The sequence below is a fragment of the Bacteroides mediterraneensis genome (assembly GCF_025993685.1).
GTDB classification, from domain to species: domain Bacteria; phylum Bacteroidota; class Bacteroidia; order Bacteroidales; family Bacteroidaceae; genus Phocaeicola; species Phocaeicola mediterraneensis_A.
Window position 1 is genome coordinate 1,381,795 of record NZ_DAJPEN010000001.1, and the last position, 21,284, is coordinate 1,403,078.

The 21,284-nt window shown below is 42.6% G+C and carries 19 protein-coding genes and 3 pseudogenes; 8 read left to right on the forward strand and 14 right to left on the reverse strand.

Going from position 1 to position 21,284, the window contains the following annotated elements:
* Positions 1-17 precede the first annotated feature (17 nt).
* From gmd to OIM59_RS05545, 3 genes are all read right to left on the reverse strand, one after another.
* Complete coding sequence (gene gmd / locus OIM59_RS05535) at positions 18-1,112, reverse strand: GDP-mannose 4,6-dehydratase (protein ID WP_303895579.1); 1,095 nt, start codon at positions 1,110-1,112, stop codon at positions 18-20.
* Positions 1,113-1,410: 298 nt separating this feature from the next.
* Positions 1,411-2,865 (reverse strand): phage tail sheath C-terminal domain-containing protein, encoded by a 1,455-nt coding sequence (locus OIM59_RS05540; protein ID WP_303895582.1) that lies wholly within the window; start codon positions 2,863-2,865, stop codon positions 1,411-1,413.
* 20 nt (positions 2,866-2,885) lie between these two features.
* On the reverse strand, positions 2,886-3,278 hold the full coding sequence (locus OIM59_RS05545) for a hypothetical protein (protein WP_303895584.1): 393 nt from the start codon (positions 3,276-3,278) through the stop codon (positions 2,886-2,888).
* Positions 3,279-3,784: 506 nt separating this feature from the next.
* Here OIM59_RS05545 and OIM59_RS05550 point away from each other — a divergent pair.
* From OIM59_RS05550 to OIM59_RS18685, 5 genes and pseudogenes are all read left to right on the forward strand, one after another.
* Positions 3,785-5,239 (forward strand): patatin-like phospholipase family protein, encoded by a 1,455-nt coding sequence (locus tag OIM59_RS05550; RefSeq protein WP_303895585.1) that lies wholly within the window; start codon positions 3,785-3,787, stop codon positions 5,237-5,239.
* A gap of 390 nt (positions 5,240-5,629) precedes the next feature.
* Complete coding sequence (locus OIM59_RS05555) at positions 5,630-6,439, forward strand: hypothetical protein (RefSeq protein WP_303895586.1); 810 nt, start codon at positions 5,630-5,632, stop codon at positions 6,437-6,439.
* Positions 6,440-6,474: 35 nt separating this feature from the next.
* On the forward strand, positions 6,475-8,079 hold the full coding sequence (locus OIM59_RS05560; RefSeq protein WP_303895588.1) for a hypothetical protein: 1,605 nt from the start codon (positions 6,475-6,477) through the stop codon (positions 8,077-8,079).
* A gap of 170 nt (positions 8,080-8,249) precedes the next feature.
* A complete protein-coding gene (locus OIM59_RS18680) occupies positions 8,250-8,465 on the forward strand; it encodes a DUF3226 domain-containing protein (protein ID WP_369695917.1) in 216 nt (71 codons plus the stop codon).
* 43 nt (positions 8,466-8,508) lie between these two features.
* Positions 8,509-8,870: pseudogene (locus OIM59_RS18685) on the forward strand (DUF3226 domain-containing protein).
* A 158-nt stretch (positions 8,871-9,028) separates the two neighbouring features.
* On the opposite strand, the gene OIM59_RS05570 reads toward OIM59_RS18685, so the two are convergent.
* The 4 genes from OIM59_RS05570 to OIM59_RS05585 all read right to left on the reverse strand — a co-directional run bounded on the left by OIM59_RS05570 (position 9,029) and on the right by OIM59_RS05585 (position 14,020).
* The gene (locus OIM59_RS05570; RefSeq protein WP_303895590.1) at positions 9,029-10,039 is read right to left on the reverse strand and encodes an HAD family hydrolase; all 1,011 of its coding nucleotides are present in this window, start codon (positions 10,037-10,039) and stop codon (positions 9,029-9,031) included.
* Between the two features lie 34 nt (positions 10,040-10,073).
* Positions 10,074-12,749, reverse strand: a complete 2,676-nt coding sequence (locus OIM59_RS05575) for a pyruvate formate lyase family protein (protein WP_303895592.1) — start codon at positions 12,747-12,749, stop codon at positions 10,074-10,076.
* Complete coding sequence (locus tag OIM59_RS05580) at positions 12,739-13,686, reverse strand: glycyl-radical enzyme activating protein (RefSeq protein ID WP_303895594.1); 948 nt, start codon at positions 13,684-13,686, stop codon at positions 12,739-12,741. Before OIM59_RS05580 ends, OIM59_RS05575 begins: the two co-directional genes overlap by 11 nt.
* Before the next feature lie 205 nt (positions 13,687-13,891).
* Positions 13,892-14,020: a hypothetical protein gene (locus OIM59_RS05585; RefSeq protein WP_303895595.1), complete on the reverse strand. Its 129-nt coding sequence runs from the start codon at positions 14,018-14,020 to the stop codon at positions 13,892-13,894.
* 145 nt (positions 14,021-14,165) lie between these two features.
* Between OIM59_RS05585 and OIM59_RS05590 the strand changes: the two genes are divergently transcribed.
* A complete protein-coding gene (locus OIM59_RS05590) occupies positions 14,166-14,384 on the forward strand; it encodes a hypothetical protein (protein ID WP_303895596.1) in 219 nt (72 codons plus the stop codon).
* A gap of 131 nt (positions 14,385-14,515) precedes the next feature.
* On the opposite strand, the gene OIM59_RS05595 is transcribed toward OIM59_RS05590, so the two are convergent.
* From OIM59_RS05595 to OIM59_RS05605, 3 genes are all read right to left on the reverse strand, one after another.
* A complete protein-coding gene (locus OIM59_RS05595; protein ID WP_303895598.1) occupies positions 14,516-15,064 on the reverse strand; it encodes a protease inhibitor I42 family protein in 549 nt (182 codons plus the stop codon).
* Positions 15,065-15,634: 570 nt separating this feature from the next.
* Complete coding sequence (locus tag OIM59_RS05600) at positions 15,635-16,396, reverse strand: hypothetical protein (protein ID WP_303895600.1); 762 nt, start codon at positions 16,394-16,396, stop codon at positions 15,635-15,637.
* 386 nt (positions 16,397-16,782) lie between these two features.
* Positions 16,783-16,932: a hypothetical protein gene (locus tag OIM59_RS05605; RefSeq protein WP_303898324.1), complete on the reverse strand. Its 150-nt coding sequence runs from the start codon at positions 16,930-16,932 to the stop codon at positions 16,783-16,785.
* Positions 16,933-17,001: 69 nt separating this feature from the next.
* Here OIM59_RS05605 and OIM59_RS05610 point away from each other — a divergent pair, with 69 nt between their 5' ends.
* Positions 17,002-17,292 carry a transposase gene (locus tag OIM59_RS05610; RefSeq protein WP_303898174.1) on the forward strand — a complete coding sequence of 97 codons (291 nt, stop codon included), beginning with the start codon at positions 17,002-17,004 and terminating at the stop codon, positions 17,290-17,292.
* A gap of 16 nt (positions 17,293-17,308) precedes the next feature.
* Here OIM59_RS05610 and OIM59_RS05615 read toward each other — a convergent pair whose 3' ends face one another.
* Genes OIM59_RS05615 through OIM59_RS05625 form a run of 3 tightly spaced genes read right to left on the reverse strand, consistent with a single transcriptional unit; the run spans position 17,309 to position 20,248 of the window.
* Positions 17,309-18,031 carry a hypothetical protein gene (locus OIM59_RS05615; RefSeq protein WP_303895601.1) on the reverse strand — a complete coding sequence of 241 codons (723 nt, stop codon included), beginning with the start codon at positions 18,029-18,031 and terminating at the stop codon, positions 17,309-17,311.
* A complete protein-coding gene (locus OIM59_RS05620) occupies positions 18,021-19,673 on the reverse strand; it encodes a bifunctional UDP-sugar hydrolase/5'-nucleotidase (RefSeq protein WP_303895603.1) in 1,653 nt (550 codons plus the stop codon). Before OIM59_RS05620 ends, OIM59_RS05615 begins: the two co-directional genes overlap by 11 nt.
* The gene (locus OIM59_RS05625) at positions 19,670-20,248 is read right to left on the reverse strand and encodes a hypothetical protein (RefSeq protein ID WP_303895605.1); all 579 of its coding nucleotides are present in this window, start codon (positions 20,246-20,248) and stop codon (positions 19,670-19,672) included. The genes OIM59_RS05620 and OIM59_RS05625 overlap by 4 nt, the downstream gene beginning before the upstream one ends.
* 126 nt (positions 20,249-20,374) lie before the next feature.
* On the opposite strand from OIM59_RS05625, the pseudogene OIM59_RS05630 reads away from it, so the two are divergent.
* Positions 20,375-20,539 (forward strand): annotated as a pseudogene (locus tag OIM59_RS05630) (IS982 family transposase); the annotation flags it as partial.
* A gap of 112 nt (positions 20,540-20,651) precedes the next feature.
* On the opposite strand, the pseudogene OIM59_RS05635 reads toward OIM59_RS05630, so the two are convergent.
* Positions 20,652-20,903: pseudogene (locus OIM59_RS05635) on the reverse strand (transposase domain-containing protein); the annotation flags it as partial.
* Between the last annotated feature and the right edge of the window lie 381 nt (positions 20,904-21,284).

The following is a 21,284-nucleotide window of genomic DNA, read 5'->3' on the forward strand; positions in this document are numbered from 1 at the left end:
CCGTTTTTAATTATTAATTATTTCACGATTCCTTTCTCCAGATATTCTGCCAGGTTCGTGCGGATTTTCTCTCCCGCCTTTTCCACGGCCACCTTCGCCATATCCGAGTCTACCATAATCTTCACCAGCTGTTCGAAAGAAGTCTTGTTCGGGTCCCATCCCAGTTCCGCTCTGGCCTTGGTCGGGTCACCCCAGAGGTTCACCACGTCCGTCGGGCGGTAGAAATCCTCGCTCACCTCCACCAGACACCTGCCGGTCGCCTTGTCGTATCCCTTTTCGTCGATACCCTTACCCCTGAATTCCAGTTCGATGCCCACATATTTGAAAGCCAGGTAGCAGAATTCCCGTACCGAATGCTGCACGCCCGTCGCGATGACAAAATCCTCCGGCGTCTTATGTTGCAGAATCATCCACATACATTCCACGTAATCCTTGGCATACCCCCAGTCACGCAGCGAATCCAGATTGCCCAGATACAGCTTCTCCTGCTTTCCCTGTGCGATGCGTGCCGCTGCCAGTGTAATCTTACGCGTCACGAACGTCTCCCCGCGGCGTTCCGATTCATGGTTGAACAGGATACCCGAGCAGCAGAACATGTGATACGCCTCGCGGTATTCCTTCACAATCCAGTAACCATACAGTTTGGCCACCGCATACGGGCTGTACGGATGAAACGGCGTGTTCTCGTTCTGCGGTACCTCCTTCACCTTCCCATAAAGTTCCGAAGTAGACGCCTGATAAATGCGGCACGTGTCCGTCAGACCGCATAGACGGACCGCCTCCAGCACCCGGAGCACCCCCGTGGCATCCACGTTGGCCGTAAACTCCGGCGAGTCGAAGCTCACCTGCACATGGCTCTGTGCCGCCAGGTTGTATATTTCCGTAGGCCGCACCTTGCTCACCACCTGTAGCATACTCATCGAGTCCGTCAGGTCCGCATAATGCAGATGGAAGTTCGGTTTCCCCTCCAGATGCGCGATACGTTCGCGGAAGTCTACCGACGAGCGGCGGATGGTGCCGTGTACGTCATATCCTTTTTCCAATAAAAACTCAGCCAGGAAGGAACCGTCCTGTCCTGTGATACCCGTGATTAGTGCTGTTTTTCTTTCCATATTTGTGTATAACCTTGTTCTCTTTGTGAAGTTTGTAATTGCGAATATCGGCTTTTTTCTTTGATTTTTACACCTTTTCGCGGAGAAATCCATCTTCCAAGAACAAGAATCTCTCATAAAAGGTCGCCCGTCTTTCTCAGTCCCGGCATTTTCAGCAGGGTGAACACCAGACTGTCGCCTGCGCGATAAGTGATTTCCTCGAATACCGTTTCCAGGCCCGACACCTCGCTGCAGGAAATGTCGTCTACGTTCGAGATAGATATTCGTTATCGGTCATACCATTGATTATCTGTTTTTATCAGCTCTTCTGCATTTGCTGTTGGAAAGTGATTTCGATGAATTCGGCGGGATGCGTCATTGCCACCAGTACGGTGACGCGCAGGATACCTTCCAGTATGTCATCACCCGTCATCGTGTCGCCCAATCCCACATGTACTTCGAATGCGTCTTCTGGAGTGGCTCCGGCCAGTCCGCCATATTTCCACACAATGCGCAAGAAATTCTCTATCATGCTCTTCATGTTGCTCCAGGTATTCGCGTCGTTCGGCTCGCACACGTAGGCACGTGCGGCGTTCTTCACCGAAATCTCCAGGAAACTCACCGTACGTCGCACGTTGATATACCGCCAGTCCAGCGAGTTGCCGTCCAGTGTGCGTGCTCCCCACACCTTTACGCCTTCTCCACGGAACATGCGTATCACGTTGATTGCCTTTCCCGTCATCGGGGTGTTCAGGTTGGCCTGCTCGTCATCGTCAAGGTCTTTCGCCGGTCTGTCCACGTAGTTCAGTGAGACGTTTGCCGGCGCTTTCCATACGCCGCGGGTCTGGTCTACCATTTTGTATAGTCCGGCCATGGCTGCCGAAGGCGGAAGCAGGTTCAGGTAGTCCTTGATTTTCTTTGCCAGCGCCCTGTATTCAGGAAGGTTCTGCATCAGTGCATTGTGCAGGTTGTTGCGATGCAAAGGCCCGTCGCTGTCATTCTTCTTTATTTCGTCGGTTTCTCCCTGTATATAAGCATCAAGCTGGTCATTGCCGGTTTTAAAATCTTTGGAGATATCCAGGTTCATCACCTCCCCGTCAATGTCGTTGTCCGACAAAACCGTTGTTTCCAGCCACGGATAATAGGCGGCTCCATAGGCCAGGAAATTGTTCCCCACCTTGGTGCGGAAGTCTTCCATATTCCCGTTTTGGGGCACATCCAGAATGGCGAAACGGTTGTTTGCGGCGCAGTGTGACAGCATGGTCGTGTAGAAGTCGGCATATCCGTTTGTTTCCACCGCTTCGGGAATGACGAGCAGGGTAATTCCCGCTTCCATTTCCAGCGCAGGCAATACCCTATTGTTCACGATATCCTTGTCGAGGGTACCCGTGGCATAATCGCCCACCGACACAATATAGCAGGTGCCGCCGCCGTTTGCGAAGAACAGCCTCATGTGATAGTACAGCGTACAATGTTTGTTGTTCAGTGTCGCCTGAAGTATTTTTTCTCCAAATTTCACTGAAGCTGTGGCCGATTCCGTGACTGCATCCGTTACAGCTATGTCAAAGCGGTGTATCTGCGGTCCTCCGAAATACAGTTCATATTCCAGCATCGATGAAATCCGGACAGGCTTGTTCTGTAAGGATTCCGTTCCATTCTGTGTTTTTTCGGTCAGCCCGATGAATACCGGGATGGCGGTTTCGGCTACCACTATGGAGTTTCCGAAAGCGTTTTTCTCCTTGATGTAAACGCCGGGTGTCTTATATTCTCCCATATTGTTCTCTATTTAAATATTTAACGTGTACGATTGTTGTCAGAAACGTCCGTTATCTTTTGCAGGTAACTGTACATGCCTAAGAACCAAGCTTCCACCTCCATGATGGCAAAGTGCGATTTCATCACTTTGTCAAGTCCCTGTTTATGAATAATATCATTTCGCGTGTTTTTGAATTTTTCATTTACTTTTGAGTCAATTTGTCTGTTCTTTACGCAGATATGATAATTGTCACAGTACATGTCATTCAGTCCCACAATCAAGTCATATCCGTTGTTCAGGAGGCGTGGAGCTTCTTTCAGCATCTTGCTCATTACGGTTTGGTCATTTCCTACGTTGTAAATAAGGTAGAAGTTCTCACTGTCCCTTGTCCCGATGAGAGATTCTTTATAAAAGAAATGAGTAAGTTGCATTTTTATTTTCTACGATTATTCACAAAGGTAATAAAAATACGGAATGAAACATACTTTTCATTTATTGAAAAATAAAAGTGAAGAGTTAATTTCCTTCTTGTCCCTTTGCTTTTACCTTCTCGCTTTTTATCTTACTTTCTCAGTTATCTTCTCTTTATATATCCATTCTTTCGTGTGCCTCCGATAAACCCGTATATCCATATATAAACACTCATTTATAAGGTAGTGAACCCACACATTAAGCGGATTGCATGACGGGACGACCGTTGTCCTGACACTACAAAGGTTGAAAAGCGGTTTCAAATTTTCCCAATCTATTTCGTCAGCTCTCGTTTCATGTCTTGGTTACTTTACCAAGAGAATGCTTGATAAGCCATTATACCTTAACTCACATATCATGATCGAAGCCTCTTTCTTTTTAAACAAAATATTTTCTGATATTACGAAAATAAAAAAACACTATATTTACACGTCATTATATATTAAACCTGATTAATACATTTATTATGGACAATACATTATGCAACAGACTGAATGTTGCCCTTACATTGTCGGGAGGCGGATATAGGGCAGCTACATTCCACTTAGGGGTCCTGTCGTACATGGATTCCATTAAAATAGGTGGAAAATCTCTTATAGATTCTATTATAGCAATTTCTACAGTTTCAGGCGGTTCCATTACAGGCCTCTTCTACATGATGAAAAAGGCAGAAAACGGAAACGTTGAAAACTCTGAAATCTGGAGCGAACTGTATCATTTTCTTACAAATGAAGATTTGGTAACAGACGGACTTTCCCGGCTATCTTCCAATCCGGACTCTCTTATCAAGGCTATGGCCGCTGTATATAACGATAAACTGTTTCACGGTGCAGAGGCCGGTTTGCTGATGGATTATGTAGAAAGAAATGACAACTTGCATCAGATTGCGGCAAATGCCACCGATTTCAACAACGGCCTGCCTTTCAGATTCCAGTTTACCGATAAGGTAGATTCTACCGAGAAATTTGAATATGGCTTTGTAGGTAATGGAAAGTACAGTATTCCGCGTAATATAGCAAGACGCATCAAACTGGGGGATATTCTGGCATGTTCTTCTTGTTTTCCGGGTGGTTTTGAGCCTATGATGTTTCCGGATACGTTTAATCTTGTCGGTGTGGAGGGAGTGGATAAACTGCCTGAAATCGGCATCATGGATGGCGGTATAGATGACAACCAGGGCATTGACTCAATTCTTCTTGCAGAACAGCAGTTGGAAAAGAAACTTAATTCTCCTGACGACAGAGCGGTAATCGACCTTATTATAATTTCTGATGTATCTACCGGAAAGTTTACTCCATACTCACCTTCCACAGTTTCTATGCCAAAACTTATAGGAAGAATCAAGCTTAAAAGGCTTTTCCCTCTCAAATCTATGAGAAAGTGGATTGACAATCTTCTGAAAGGCACTGTCATGGAAGGGAAAACCGATTATCTGATGGATTTGAGAATTTCGGAGGTTGTCACTCTCCTGGCCAACAGGCTGAATTGCCTGATGCTTCTTACACAGTCCATTTTCATGAAGCGCGTGAGGGGACTGAGCTATGACAGGGTTTACAGAGATGACAAATGGAACGGAAGGGTTATTGCCAATATTATCAATTCTACCGTTGCCCAACAGAACTGTGATATGTTCAATCCGTCGGATAAGCTTAAGGAAAATTCAGCCAAGGCTCTTGGTTTCGGCACCACTCTATGGTTCACAAGCGAGGATTTCAAGAATAATATTCCAGAAGTTCTGATTGCCGCAGGACAGTATTCGGTGTGCATGAATCTGCTTAAGTATGTAAGAAAGATTGAAGCCGACATCAAATTCTCTAACGGAAGCAACGCTAAAATATTACTCCAGTGTAAAGAACAATTGGAAAAAGACTGGAAAGCTTTCAATGAGAACCCTTATTGCATGACGGGGTTAGTGAAATAAGTGAGGCCGATACCTTTTCTGTAAGCCTCCGATAAAGTAACATTGTAGATTCATAAAACAGCAAACTCTTCTTGTCAGCCAGTATAAAGTTGACAGGAAGAGTTTGCCTTGCAGGTGGCAAGCAATAAACAGATCATAGATGACCGCTACAACCGGAAAGCATTTATCTTGACCAGCCAGCTTCTCGTTGCACTTGATATGATGTGTTCCAAAGCGAACTCATTGCAGAAGCCTGCATAAGGCAATAAAATTTCACCTCAAAGGAGAAGCTTAAGAAATAAATCTTAAATTTGCCAATGATACTGAATACTAACTGGGGATTGAACGGGTATCCGCCGGAATATGCATAAGCTTGCAACAAGTATTATTTGAACATTAAAAACTAAAAAAATGGGAAAAAAGGATTTTAAAACATTACGCTACAATGAGGCTATCGCCAATGGTGTATTTGACATGATTAAATCTGCACAACCCACAATAGGTAAAGCAGCAATGGGAGCTTTTAAAGCTGTATTCGGAAATTCTGCAAACGATGGTGTTTCTTCAGGCTGTTATAAGGTAAGCCTTGGAACGAACGACAATGGAGAGGAATCAATGATACAGTTTGCACACGAGGACGGTCATTTATATGTAATTAACCCATCTCTTAACGAATCTTTTACTCTGAACTTGCCTTGTAAAGGCAAAGACCTTGCCGGACAGCAGATTCTGTTGAGACCTTTCTCTAAAATTGATGTAACAGAAGATTTCAACAAAGCCGCTAAATATAATGCAACAAGATTCGGGCTTACTTCATCCCCTACATCCTACGAAACACAATGTTCCAATGGTGGCTCAGGAATTATTTCATGTCTTGGTTACTTTACCAAGAGAATGCTTGATAAGCCATTATACCTTAACTCACATATCATGATTGAAGCAATTGGTAACAACCTGAAGATTTCTCTTCGAGGAGGTCTTGAAGTTCAATACGGTCAGGGCTTGTCTATAAGACAGTCTGATGGTGGTGCCGAAAAGAATTTCTCCAAAGTATTTGCCACAAGAGAAGTACAGGACACCGTGGTTACCGACGGTTCAGACGCTTACATTATGCTTGACAATGCTCTCGACGATTATGAAATGGAAGACGATTTGATGATTATCGGAGATCTGGTGTTTGTTAATGTGACAGGCCAAAGATTGCAGTGCCGACTCTTTTAACATAAGTATTAGTTAATAACTTAATTCTATAAAATATGGAGAAGAAATTACAAGAAAGAAAGTACATGCTGAATGCTTTTTGCGTCGGCTATGCAGCAATGACAGATAACTGCTGGAATTTCAGTATTATATGTCGCCATCCCTTTTTGGTACTTCTGAACGAATATTACGCCGGTTTCATTCAGGGCAAGCTGCAAGGCGTTGACATGATAAAGGCCGCACGTAATAACACATGGAAGAACTCGTTTTTATGTGACACGGGCCACACATTTCCCAAGCAACTTCCGCCAACTACCGAGCTGGAGAGAGCCTCAGGCCTGTTGACGGTCAATTATAACCATACAATCAAATGGATTGAAGGGAACAGGCTTGATCCGTTAAAGGGCAGATGTGCCATGGCGATAGAGAGATTGTTCTTCCGCCTGTGGGGTGTCTTTGACGGATTGACATTGGAACATTACAGAGACTTGGACAAAGTGAAAAAAGACGTGTACACGCCACAGCAAGGCATGAAGTTAGGCTACGGCGACGATGAGGTGACTTTCGGCGATCTCTATTTCATCAACACGCAGATGGACTTGATGGATGTTGCGGCCAGTTCATTGGAAAGCACATACGGCCTGACAAAGCCTGACCATTGTTCGGCCTTTGCCAAACGTACCTTGGGCGGCGACATCGTCTGGACGCATAACAGTTGGTGCGGTTTCCTCTCGCAATCGCATACAATATCATACGTCATTGGCGATGAAAATCCCGAGTTTATCACCCAGAACTCTTACTGCTTCGGTCAAGTGGGCAGCAACATGGACTTTGGTTTCAACGGTCATGGGATATGCTTCAACGAAACCACGCACAGGTACTCTTACAACAAGCCGACTGCAGAGGGCGTGTGGTTGTGTTGGCGTTCTGCCGCCGCTGAGATGTTCGCCCAAAGCATAGACGACTTTTATGAATACCTTTCAGCCGACAACACAGGCACCTACCTGAACGGCTACATGGTCATAGACGCAAGGAAAAAGGAGATGGCCTTGATTGAAATGAGTTACAAGCGGTTCGGCATGTTGAGGAGCGGACAAGACGGATCGTTGACAGGTATGTTCTCTACCGGCGAAGAGTTCGATATGAACCTTGATTACGACAATCACCTGATGACGGGTGAGTACATCTTGGGGGTGAATTACCCTGTCATTAAGAAAATCGCATACGACTTGGCATCCACTGACAACAGGCCCATGCGCCGTGTCCAGTTCTTCAACATGATTGGTAAAGTGAAGAATATGGAGGATGCCAAGGAGTTGATAACCTACATTTCGGATGACGAGCCGCTTTCCATTTGTGGTCGCTGGGACATCGGCACAGGCACCACGGAATACCCGAAGACAATTCCTGACGGTGCTGTTGACGCAAAGGCATTTTCTGCGTACAAGGTGTGCGAACTGCTCGACAGTCTGACGTTCACTTCTTGCGAGCAAGGCGGGTGCGTATCTTTCTGGATGCGCTATGGCGTGGCCCCGTTCAAGGGCGAGAATTTCGTATGGTCGAAGTCGCAGTGGGCGGAATACAAGGACGACCCGGAAAAGGATTTCGTACCCGACGACGTTTCGGGAGCGTGGAACCAGACAAAGCTGTATATGAAATGAAGCGTAAGCCTCCAGTAAGCTACACATAAGCATTTGTTAAACTACAGGTGTTAAACCTATATATAATACAACAATAGCGACTGTCACTATAAATCTAATAGTTACAGTCGCTAGAGTGTGTCTGAGGCCAGTTTGCCTTAGAAGTGATGATGCAAAGTTAATAGACAATTTTGTATTTCATAGAGGGAAAGAACGACCAACACGTAATCTGGAATCTGGCTCAAAAGCTAAGTCTAAAAGAGACATTTGAAGTCATAGCCAAAAACTCGTATAGCCAAATTATATTATCACTTCCTACAATGTTGAAAAGCACGAATACTCTGAAACGATTGGGAGTAATTGTGGATGCTGATGAAAACCTAGAAGGGCATTACTTCGATACGTAATATCTTGTCAAAAAGCGGATTCTACTCATCTGTTACGGAGAATTTGCCAGAGAAGGAATTGATATGTGTTCCCGATGATGAAGAGCAGATTATATTCGGATTACGGATAATGCCAAACAATCTATTGAACGGCATGTTGGAGGATTTTATATCTTTTATGATTCCAGAGCCGGAAAAAGATGTATTGTTGACCAAAGCTGATGAAGTATTGTCTGCGATTGAAACGGAAGGAATAAACAATTATAAAAAGGCACATCATTCCAAAGCTCGTATTCATCGTGGCTGGCATGGCAAGATGAACCTGGTACAGCCATGGGGACAGCGATTACGAAACAGATATTAAGTACAGATGGAGAATTGTGTATGACTTTTGTAAACTGGTTAAGAAAATTATTTGATTGGTGATTGAGAAAGTAGGGGATAATGGGATCATTTTATTCCATTAGTCCCGACTCGGAGACGAATCTGAATGAATCGTACCGAATCGGGACTGATTATTTCTATTTTGCAATACGTACTTTACCGGAAGCTTGCGTAAAGTTATTCGCTCTATTTTGTCCGGCTTATTTAGACCGGTTCATCCATACAGTCTTGAATTCTTTAGACATGTCAGCCTGAAGCCAGTGGTTGATTCGAAGAGAATCCTTCCAATGTGGTACGGCGGTGCCGTGATAAGGTTCATAGGCATATTCCCGTTCGGCATCATCATGATTGATCATCATGGCCAGATGAGGATATTTGCTGGTAGAAACCAGATGGAACATACCAAAGTCTCCAGTGGTGTTTCCTACTGCCATAACCGGTGTTTTCCCCAGATGGCTGTAAATATTACAAGTTTTTCCATTGCCGTCATTTTTAGGCTGGTAGATAGATTTCTGGATGCGGTATTCTGTTCCGTTCTGTGTATATACCGGTTGTATGGTCTGGTTTGTTCCCAGCAGATGTTGCCGGTCGAGTCCTATTGTTTGCGGGCAGATACTCCATACCACTCCTTGAACAGATCCGGATACGATGTAGATTTGGAATTTCTTCTCTTTAAGATAATCGATGAGTTCCAGCATGGGTTGATAGAACAGGTCCGCGTAATGCTTTCCATATTTGTATGGTTTGTTTTCGGTCAGAAATTTATGGGCATATTGGATATACGTTTCGTGATCTATTTGTTCAAAAGCTTTCATGATCACGGAATCCATATAATTGACACCATTAACATTCCAATGATTCAGGACGGTAGTATCGTTGGGGTTCTCCGATAATTTTTGTGCGTATTGGTATTCGGTCAGATTCAGTAAGGCAGGATTTTCTTTTGCCTTTTCTGCCATTTTCTGAGCAGCTACGGCTATTTCAAACCAGAGCGGTGTCTCGCAGGCTATTGTTCCATCCATATCGAATACGGCGATCCGGTCCTCTTCCGGTATGGCGGAGGCTTTATCACCTATAAATTCAATCAATTGCTGTTTGATTTCGGTGTTGTTCCATGAGGGCAGAGGATCTGTTTTCGGAGTGTTTTGGCAGGCGAACAATGTTGCGGTTGCGAACAATATCGCCCATACTTTGTTGGTTCCTTTTTTCATGATTCTGTAAATTTATTGTTTTTTTTAAAAGAGTTTATTTTTCTACAGGCCGTTTGATATAGTTTTCCATATGATCCAGAGGCAGTGTGATAAACGGTGTCTGCCAACCTCCGATGCGTACATTGATATTGGCATAAGGAGCCAGTTTTTGGGCTGCTTTTGCTCCATCCATGTTCATGGATTCTTTTACGGCTTCATAGATTTCCTTATATTTTTCGCTGCTTCCGACAGCTATTGTCATCATCGCTCCATATTTGCGTATGAAGTCCCAAAGTATTTCAGAGATGATTTCCGGTGTCGTATTGTCCTCTTCCAGACAGATGTCCGTAATGGTTCCTGCGGCGAAGCGTTCCAGTCGGAATTTAGACAAAGAGTTTATTACTCCCATGATTCCCGCATGAGTTGTACCGGGAACCGGTGAGAAGTTGGGGGCTATAGGCATTCCCGTAAGCCGATTGGGAGAAGCGGCCGCACTCCGGCCTTGCCAATTATATTGTTCGAAGGTTCCGAATCCGGCTGTAATTTTCATTTTGATATTGAAGGTCATGCCCAATGGCAAACCATAATATCCGGCCAAGGCTCGTAAGGAAGCGATGCGTCTCCATTCCCGTTCCGGGGCTTCATCCTGGAATAGTTTTTTGCCGAAGGAAGCGGATTTCTCCACACATCGGTAGAACATATCCAGAATATCACAGGTTATTCGGTCTGCATCTACATCATTATCTCCGAATTTTGGAGAGTTTGTATCAAAGTCCACTTGGATCGATTTGTAAAGTTCCAGTTTTTCCGGTGAAAGGTTATTATTGTCAACTCCGAAATTCTCTCGGATGGCTTCACACACCTGTTCTAAAGAATATTTCTTCTTTTCAAATACCCAGAGTTGGATGGCTGCCAGTTCATTGACCATATCCGGTACAGCTCCGAGTACCACTCCGGCCAGATTATGGTTGGCACCGCCAGAGGCTTTGTCGGCTCCTTTTTCCATGCATCCCTCAAGATATGCGGAGAATAGAGGAGAAGGAGCAGCGTTCTCATCAATCATGTAATACATAAAGAGCGACATGACGGCCTGGTCTACAAAAAACTGCAGATGCTGTTCTGTGTATTTCATCAAATCGTCAAAGCTTTTAGGTACGGGGGTTGTGGGCGATACTTTTGCTCCTCGGAACAGAGCCTCGTCTTTTTTCAGGGATGCTCCCTGGTTCAAGGCAGATTCTACGGCCTGTAGTCCTACCAACATGGTAAAGGTCCAGTCAGATTTACCGTTTAGGATCGGTTCCCAACATCCGTCTACGCAATAGTCGTTAGCCAGTTCCATCATATTCTTTTGTACTTCAGGTACATTCTTTTCGTCCTGCATCAGTGCATGGTAAAGAGCCGGTATCATAACTTCGTCATTAAGTACCGAAGGATTGTTCCTGGTACGGAACAGCGACCGGGCTATTTTGTTGATCAGTTCCTTAGGACTGTTTTTATGAATGCGTACATAGATACCCGGTGCCGGCAGGTTAACATTCTCGATAGCTTGTAATATAAAATAAGTACATTCGTTGGTAGCGTCCGATCCGTCTGCTTTTTTTCCACCAACGATTATATTCTGCAGAAAGTTGTTTACTCCGGCTTTCTGGTCGATATAATAAGGATGGGTACCCAATACGGTTGCATAATCCACATGATCCTGTTTGATCAGAAAATTAGAAGTCAGGTTCAGGCGTGCCGCGCATTTCAGGATAAAGCATTCAAATATTTCCAGAGCCTTTTCTTTGTCTGTTTCTTTTTGCAGATAAGGATTCAGAACCTGATCCAGTCTTCCCAAAGAAATAAAGTTCATGGAGGCATGGAGCGCAATGTGGAAAAAGCAGATGCTTTGCATTGCCTCATGGAATGTTTCAGCAGGCTGTGCCGGAACCTTACGGGCAATGCGAGCCAGTTCCAGTAATTCCGTTTGCTCTTTTGTTCCGTCAGGATACTGGGCAGCTTTCTTTTCCGCCAGGACCGCGAAACGTTGTGCGTAGTCAAGAACGGCCTTGCAGGAAAGTTTTACGGCCCAGTAAAAATCGAATTTACGTTTTTGTGAAATCAGTTCCGTGTCTTTTTCACGCAAGGTGCGTAAGGCATTTTTACGCTCAGTATTTTCTTTCGGTACCTTGTTTTTTATATCTTCGTATACCTTTCTTGCTTCGGCCTCTTCTTCTTTCATTTTATTGATGGTCGGAGCGAGCTGATCCAGTTTTTTGATGCAATCATTGATTTTTGCTTGCAGTCCGTCTCGTAAGAGTTCCTCATAGTTCATGGTGTTGTGTCCGAACAGAGAAGCGGCATTACGGTTCGTAATTGATCCGGCGCGCAGTTCGTCCTCAGTAAGGAAACGTGGAAACATTTTGCCCAGTCCGTTGGATCCCATGGGCATATTACCTAACAACAGGTCACCGTCGGCAATTTCGGCAGTGTGTGTCTTTCGGCTGTTTTGCTCATCTGTCATGGCAATGAGCATTCGGTTTATGGCCAGGGCTCTACGTACAATGACCGAACACTTTTCAATGGGATCCCAAAGCGGGAAACGTTCGTTCGGATCTTTATCTTCAATAACGTTCTGAAACATTTCAGGTGTAAACCATTCTTCAGAACGGTCGTTGAGGGCACGATTAATCAGTTGGTCATAGAGTTTTTTAACTCTGGGTGACATTTCGTGAGCGAATTCAGTTTTCATAAATCTGTAGTTTATAATGGTTCGTAAAAAGATTCATTTTATTTTCGCACGATTTAATTTCCTCTTCAGTCGGAGGTGCCATGCGTAGAGGCAAACCGCTTTCCTGATAGTAATGCGTATAATTCCGGTTCCAGGGATTCAGGGCTATTTCTTTTATATCGTACTGCAGCAATAATTTCCCGATACTGTTCCACACATCTTCCCGGTCAAAGAATCCGGGAATCATGGGAATCCGAGGCAGGATTCTGGCATTTCCAGACTTCAGAAGTTTCAGTACCTGTTCTATTTGCTGGTCATGACGTATTTCATTTTTTCCTACGATAACCCTCATTCCAAAAAGCCAGAGATCTACGAGTGGCAATATTTTTCTGTAACGTTCCAAAGGAAGCAGGCCGGAGGTTTCCACTGCTGTATGAACTCCTTTTTCCTTACATAAAGAAAGCAGTTCTGCTGTGGCTTCCGGTTGCATGAGTGCTTCTCCTCCTGATAGTGTGATTCCGCCTTTCTCTTTGGTAAAAGCAAGGTATGGTTCTATTTGCTCAAACAAATCATTCACAAAAAGAGTTTGTGTAGGCAGGTGCAATGCGCTTCCCTTCACCCCCTTTGTGCTGGCCGGACAGCTTTCTATACAGGCGCCGCATTGAGTGCATAAGTTTCTGTTTATTTTGTGCTTTCCTTGTGGAAAAGAGTGCGCCTGATGGGGGCAGGCGGATTCGCAACGCCGGCATCCCGAGCAGAGGTTTTCATTGTATAGTAAAGGAGATTGGTAACTTTGCGAATGTGGTGAATGGCACCAGTCACAGCGTACCGGGCATTCCTGGAAGAATACGACCACTCTGATTCCGGGACCGTCATATTTGGAAAACTCGGCGACATCAAATATACGGATTTCAGAAGACCTTGGTTCAGCCTGTGTTTTGTTTCTACGTATTCTCATATGGTTATTAGTGTTTCAAAGTTGTAGTTTTGCTTTAATTACGTTTCTAAGTTAGAAAAAAATAATTAATCTGATTGTTTTTCTTTTAAAAAATGTTTCGTTAGTAGTAAGCATTCGGCCAACGACAGGTGTTAAACCTATATATACAACAATAGCGACTGTCACTATAAATCTAATAGTTGCAGTCGCTATTCTTTTGTTGAACCTATATGTTGTAGTCAGCACCGGTTGCCGGCTTCCTCCTCTTGAGTTCCAGCAGTTCCTCCTGAGTCTCCTTTTTGTGATAAGGCATTCGGGCGATGACATCATTCAGATTTTCCGAATGCTTACTCATAAACAGACAGGAACTCTTCTTTACTCATTATTCGTTTCATGGCTTTTTTATTGGCAAAGTAACGGAAGGGTGGAGGGCTTTACAATGTGTATTTTATCGGATGCTTACTCTTAGGGGAGGTATTGAAATTCAATACGCTCAGAACTTGTCTATAAGACAGTCTGATGGTGGTGCCGAAAAGAATTTCTCCAAAGTATTTGCCACAAGAGAAGTACAGGACACCGTGGTTACCGACGGTTCAGACGCTTACATTATGCTTGACAATGCTCTCGACGGTTATGGAATGGAAGACGATTTGATGATTACCGGAGATTTGGTGTTTGTTAATGTGACAGGTCAAAGATTGCAGTTCCGAATCTCTTAACATAAGTATCAGTTAACTATAAGGAGCCGATCTTAAAATATGTAAGCCTCCGATAATTATACAGCAGTCGTTGCTATAAATTTATAACAGCGGCTGCATAAATGTATACTTTAAATTAGTTAAACTGTTGGTTACAGCAGAACTCTTTTAATTTCCACACTTGGCTTACTACCATCAGTAGGATAATAAATCTCTACTATTGCAGGGAATGTCTCTTTGCCCAATGTAGCAAGACGACCTATGCATACATAACGGCATTTAATTCCATTCACAATCTGTTTGGAAACTTTCGAAGGTGTATAAGTTACTCCCAGATGTCCAGCCATTGCCTCATTGAACATTTTGATATCCTCGTCTGTGAGATCTTCATAATCAGACCATCCTCCGCAAGTGCTATTTTTTAAACCATCTGCTTCAACATCAAAAGACTTCACATCTTCATAAATAACATTTTCAACTTTATGAAGACAATACTGAGCAAACTGAATTTCCGCTTTACCCGGAGCAATGACTTGGAATGTATAGCGATGTATATTAGGCTCTCCACATTTTTGAAAGTCTGGTTTAATCACATCAATTCCCAATAGGGCTACATTACCCGATAAACGGACTGGAACTGAATAAAAACCCGTACTTGGATTACACTCACGTTCAATTGTAAAAGTTTCACCTACTTTCATAATTCGATTTTAAGTTTAAAAGTTAATTAATAAATTAAATATTCACGATATTCCTAATTCTATTTAGGAATAATTAATTGGTATTCTAAGATAATATTCATCATTCTGTTTTAACCCCTCCTGATAAGATTTATATATCTTGTTTTAATTATGTTTCTATAACATCTTCAATTCAGAAGTATCTCCATGAGCAAATGTCAATATTATTTCTAATTAGACAAAGAAAAAACAGCGATAAATAATTAAAAACGTATGATACCTTCAATTTGAATGGAATAATCGGAGTAGATGTTACATTTCTGTTACATTATGAACGCTCACTTCCGTTATACGGTCGCTGGGGCGAGATAAGGGTAAGCCTTCGCTCTTCGGAAAAAACGGGCTGACACTTGATGCATTCGCAGAGAGTGAAAATTCCCTTTCAGCATGTCAAAAAAATACACAAGCCGAGAGCAACGACAAATCATGCTTGCATGAATTTGCAGATTGCCGAGACGCAGCCGTTTTTATCAAAAGATGTGGTTGCTTTATGGTTGCGGATTGCAAATCCTTATACTCATTACCGCCGGATTACAAATCCGCCACAACGGAACTGGAATATTTTTCATATCTATCGCTTTCAGCACTATATTCATTTGCACTAATATCATTATAATACTCCTCTTTTTCTTTTTTCCCGATGTCTGATAATTGTGGTAACCATTGCTTACATGTGTCGCAAGGTGGATAAGTATCATCAATTTTTTTATTCTTTGCAAATACTCTTTCTCCTCTCTTTCTTGCTTGCAACTTTTTCCTTTTGTTTACTTCATTCCAAAATTGATGATTTTTATATCCAAATTTAGCCTGTAATTGTTTAAATTCCTGATCGTCAAGTCTTTCTTTTTCTCCATAATCATAAAAATCCTTTATAAATCTAGCAGGACCTTGTGTAATTTCTATAATCTTATCGGTTTCTTCCAATTTTTCTAACGCATTCGCTAAAGAATGTGGCTCTGCACATTGCCCAGGTTGATTCGAATGATCTGCCCTTTGGTCTACTTTTAAATCTTTCGTTTGAGGATGATTCTTGATTTTATTAACTACTACTTTGCAGTCATCAGGATCGTTCATACCATCTGCAGAAGCAGAGAATATTCCAATCCCCTTATTAACATATAATATTGTTGTATGACAAGTCAAATCTTTTTTTGCTTGTAAAGTGGTACAGGAAGGCATCAATTGAACGCGCAAAATTCTTTTGTTATCTATTTTCACTCTCTGCCTCGCTCTACCATCAGCACTATCAATCCTCCTACTAACCTTCTCCTTATTTTGTCTTGCCTCGTACATATCCATCAATTTTTTAAGATTATTACTCAATTAAACCTCTTTGGAGAGCAGCCACCCGAATGGCGACCACACTCTTAATGCTCGGCTTAGCCGAACGTGCCTTCTCCGCCTTCATTGTTGTCTCTGGAAGCCGTATCTTTCTTAGGGTAGTGGTACTCGGTTCCATTCATCTACACCATGTTGCTCAGGCTGACAATAGCGGTCTTCACATCTCCTTCCGACAATGAAGTTTCTCGCAGATGCGCTTCACGAGCATTTTGTCGGTCGATTTCTGTTACTACTTGTGATAGTCTACTTACAGAAATAATAATAAAATTCTATTATTTACCATTATACTAAGAAAAATAACGAAACCAAAAGAAGATACCGCTATTTTTATTCAAATCTCAATTCTTTTGTGCTACATTCTGTTCTTTGACGTTGTTCTTCTGCTTCTCTGCCTGCACTTCCTTGATGGCTTCAATCTCGTCCATGACGGGATCCACGTTCCCCACAAAGGTATGGTCCACTGTATGGCCAAATATCCCCGCCTGCATAGTCAAAAGTTACACTGGGAACGGCGTTTCCTATACCTTTCAGGGAGTCAAAAGAGATTCTGGGTATCTATGTCCGATTTGCTTATTTTATCGGATGCTTACCTTATAACCAATTTGAAAAGCAACATGAAAGGAGCATTGCTGTCACTTTCTGACAAACAACTCCTCAGGAAACGGGCCATTATAGAAACCGTTAATGACGAACTTAAAAAGATAGCACAGGTTGAGCATTCAAGGTATAGAACTTTTGATAATTTTATTGTCAACCTCTTGAGTGCAATTGCTGCATATTGCTGCTTCCCTAAGAAGCCGTGTATCAATGTTATGAGCACTATTGACACACAGCTTGCATTATTGTGAATTCGTCGAACTCACGTTAAATTGCATAAACATTTACATCAACAAGTCTTTTAACAATAAGATTACTAGTATAGGATAGCGAATTAGAAGAATCACAAGAATTGAGATAGCATTTTGCAAGATATTTGTCAACAGCCGAATCCCTTTCTTTCTCGCTATTATATTGTGAATGACGTTTGCCATCCAAGTCGATATAATAGTATTTATATGCAAAAATGAACTCTTCGGGAATAGCTATTCGACCGGTTTTAATTTTCGGTCTCATTGCTTTACAGAATCTTGCTTGTTCCCCTTTCAAAAGCACTTCCAGTTCTGCGCCTATCATCTTAAGGACCTGTCGGGATGAAAGAACGTCAAGATTTTTGTCACGCTCTGAATCTTTGGTTGACCAATTACGGTATAGATAATATATAATCATTGAGGTGATTGGAAAAAACACTTCTATCCAATAGCCATTCTCGTTCAATAAGCGTGTCTGCAGATTTCTGAGATTATTCAACAGTGACGTATAGTCGATAGTTGAAGCTTTTATGTTATAGACACACTTCTCCAACTCTCTTTCCGTTGTACTTAAAGCCAGGCTTGAGTCGCAAAGCGTAAAAACATTGTACTTTCTGACAAGGTCTACATATTGGTCAAGAGAGTAAATCTGACTTGTGGGCTGGTTGATGTCTTTGATTTCAGTTAAAACCAATGGTAAAAGAAATGATGCGTCAAAATTTCGGATGTCAGTAGCCATTTTGATAATATTTTAGTCGAGCCTTATAAGGCGATTGCGAAGACAAAGATTCTTTTTTATCGTAATATATCTTCTTCATGAATTTTAGAAAAGCCTCGGTCGTCCCGTCTAAAGAGACCGTCTTGTCCCATTCGTTTTCTGGGAACAGTGCCTTGGGGTAATTGTCTCCCCCGTTAGCTATATATTCGTCAACTACTACTGGGTAAAATTTATTCTTGCTCAAGGCTATCGATTCCCTGTCAGGCACGTTATAATAAACATTCAATACTCTTGTCTTATTTTCATAATACATGGTGTCTACTACCAGATTGTTCATCTGTATACATCCAAAAGAATTATGAATTCCCGCTTCTATGAGCTTGAATATTTCCTTCCCTTTCATCATGTATACTCGCAGATGGTTACTGAAGGGCAGAAGTTCTCCTATAGTCAATGCAGTGGCATAACCCGGGTAAAGAGAACGGCGGATACTACCGAAATGACTGAAAGCCAGAACTGGGACATCGTCTGTCAGTCCTTTTGCACGACGATATGCATCAGCATACGCCATACAGACATATGTGCCAAGCATTGTCTGCCTTTTATTGTCATTACGACTATGGATTATCGTATCATTTACGAGGGCTAGCGTGTCATTAAGGCAAAGGTCTATGGTCTCAATTTTCGTGTGAGAACATATTTTGTTAAGAGTATTGTCTATATTGATTCTACCCGCACTGTCATCCGGGCGTTCTCCTGTCTTTACCACCATTGGGTCGACAGGTTTAAATGTGTGGCTCTGCCTGTCATAAGCAAAACGAAGGACACCGATATACTTGCCAGAGATTCCTCCTTGCACTACAGGAATGTTATCATACATATAACCGCAAACGACCTGATGGGAATGACCGCTAGCTATACCTTTTATGGCTTGTGGAAGTGAACGTAATTTTTTCCCCACTGACGTGTTTGTCCATTGCGGGCGTTTGTCAGGTCCCATGGCTGTACCGACATGAGCCAACAATACCTGAAAATCCGCTCCTTGTGCGGTGAGGGTATCAGAAGCACGTTTTAGTAAAGCCTCATACGCATCAGAAAAAATCAGGTTGTTCACGTATTGGGCCTTTGACTGTTTTTTAGCCTCAGCTTCAACGAGACCAATCAAACCTATCTTTCCTATACTGCCATCAGGCATCATCACTTCAATGAGTGCTGACGGCTTGGCACAAGAAAGAAGTTTTTCTGTATCATCGTAGAAAATATTTGAACAAAGATAATGAATCGTGTCACGGCCGAGGGTGCTAAGGAAATCCTGTCCATTGTCAAACTCATGGTTGCCAATGGCTGAGTATTTTATGCCAAGGGTAGAGAAGTAGGAAGGTAGTAAGCCTCCATTAGTTAAAACTGAGAAATAACTTCCGCCAAAGTTATCACCATCTGAAAGAACTATATTGGCAGGATAACGCTTTTTTAGGTCGTTAATAGCAGAATATACGTTGCCCGCCCCAGGAATATCGTTGTTTTCGACAAAAGACCCATGAAAGTCGTTCAGGCTGATAATAGCCAGAGTGTCACGAACAATCTGTGCTGCTGGTTGTCCGAAAGGAACGACCAGCAACGCAAACAGTATTATGAATCTGATATCAGATAAGAATCTTATCATTGACCAAGTATTTTTTTTGCGTCAAGGAATGAAATGTAATGTACACCCACAGACTGTAGATAGTTATGCAGTTCCATGTTTTTTAAACCGGTGCTGCCATATAAGCAACAGATAACATTATTCTCACCTGCATCAATAGTAAAGAGTTTACCTTTTAAGCGTTCCCCTTTACCACATATATTGCCATACCAGCTAGAAACAAGACCGGAACTGGTCGTGATACGAATACGAATAATCTGATCTTTAGTTCTCTGAGACGGCCTCAGTGAAAAAGGATACTTACCATATTCCACCTCAATTTTACGGATGAAATCACCAATAGGCAGCTCAAAATAGGCATCATAGCCATTGGGCCCACCATGGAAAAAAGGACTTTTCCCACGGGCAAAGTCCTTTTTTCCATATGTCAGTTCGATGGAGTCTATAACGTCTCCCTGACGTACCCACACACCTGTCGGCAAAAAACTTTGGTCGTAAAATTTCTGTAGGTCATCGAATACATGCTCGGAATAGTCTCCTGCCACTGGACCTTTAGCAACAACTAATTCGGATAATAAATCTTTAATTTTCTTCATATTGATGATATTCTATAATGTTAACGTGAGTTCGACGAAATGTAAGTTGTTGTAAATTTGGTGATTGGTGAAAATTGTTGTAACTTTATAATACTGATTTATAGAGTTTTACAAACAATAATCGCAGTGATTACCGAAAGCAAAGTTATAAAATTATTTTGTATGGCAGATGATTTTGCAGTTTTTTTTGATGCAATGATGTTAAAATATACGCTTAAACCCCGTATGAAACACCCATATCACTGTGTCTCAACCCTGTCAAAGGCAGAAATCATGCTGATCATGATACTTTGTAAGCATTCGTTAAACTACAGGTATTGAACTTTATATACAACAATAGCGACTGTCACTATAAACCTAATAGTTGCAGTCGCTATTATTTTGTTGAACCTATATGTTGCAGTCAGCAGTGGTTTCCGGATTCCTCCCCTTGTTTTGTCAGTACACTTTCCGGATGTTGCAGCTTCCATTTATGTGGAAGCAGTTCCAGCAGTTCCTCATGAGTAGCCTTTTTGTGATAGGGCATTCGGGCGATGACATCATTCAGATAATCCCTTGGGTTTACATCATGTGCCTTACAGGTGGCCAGCAGGGAACAGATGACCGACATATTAGCCGCTGCCTCATGGTTGCCGCAGAAGAGGTAATTTTTCCGTCCTCGAAGACTTTGGGTGAACAGCTCCATCAGTATCTCTTCTGACCCGTTTCCGAAGTGGGCACGAAGACCGTTGGGAAACAGAACGGCCACGCCATGCGGCACTTGTCCTTCAGGGGACGATTCCATGACTGACTGTTTAAGACTGATGGGAGCCAGCTCCTGTTTAACACTGTTCCTGTCAACTGAACATTTTCTACGCCAGTAATGATAGGTTGAATAACTTACACCTATTTGCTGCAGGTACGACTTCAACGGCAGGCCGCTTTGTTGTACCTGCAATTCCAATTCTTCAAATTCCAGTCTATTCATAATAATTGAGGTTTGATTGTATTCGCTGTCGCAAAGCTACAATCAAACCTCAAGGTGTAAAAGGTGTAT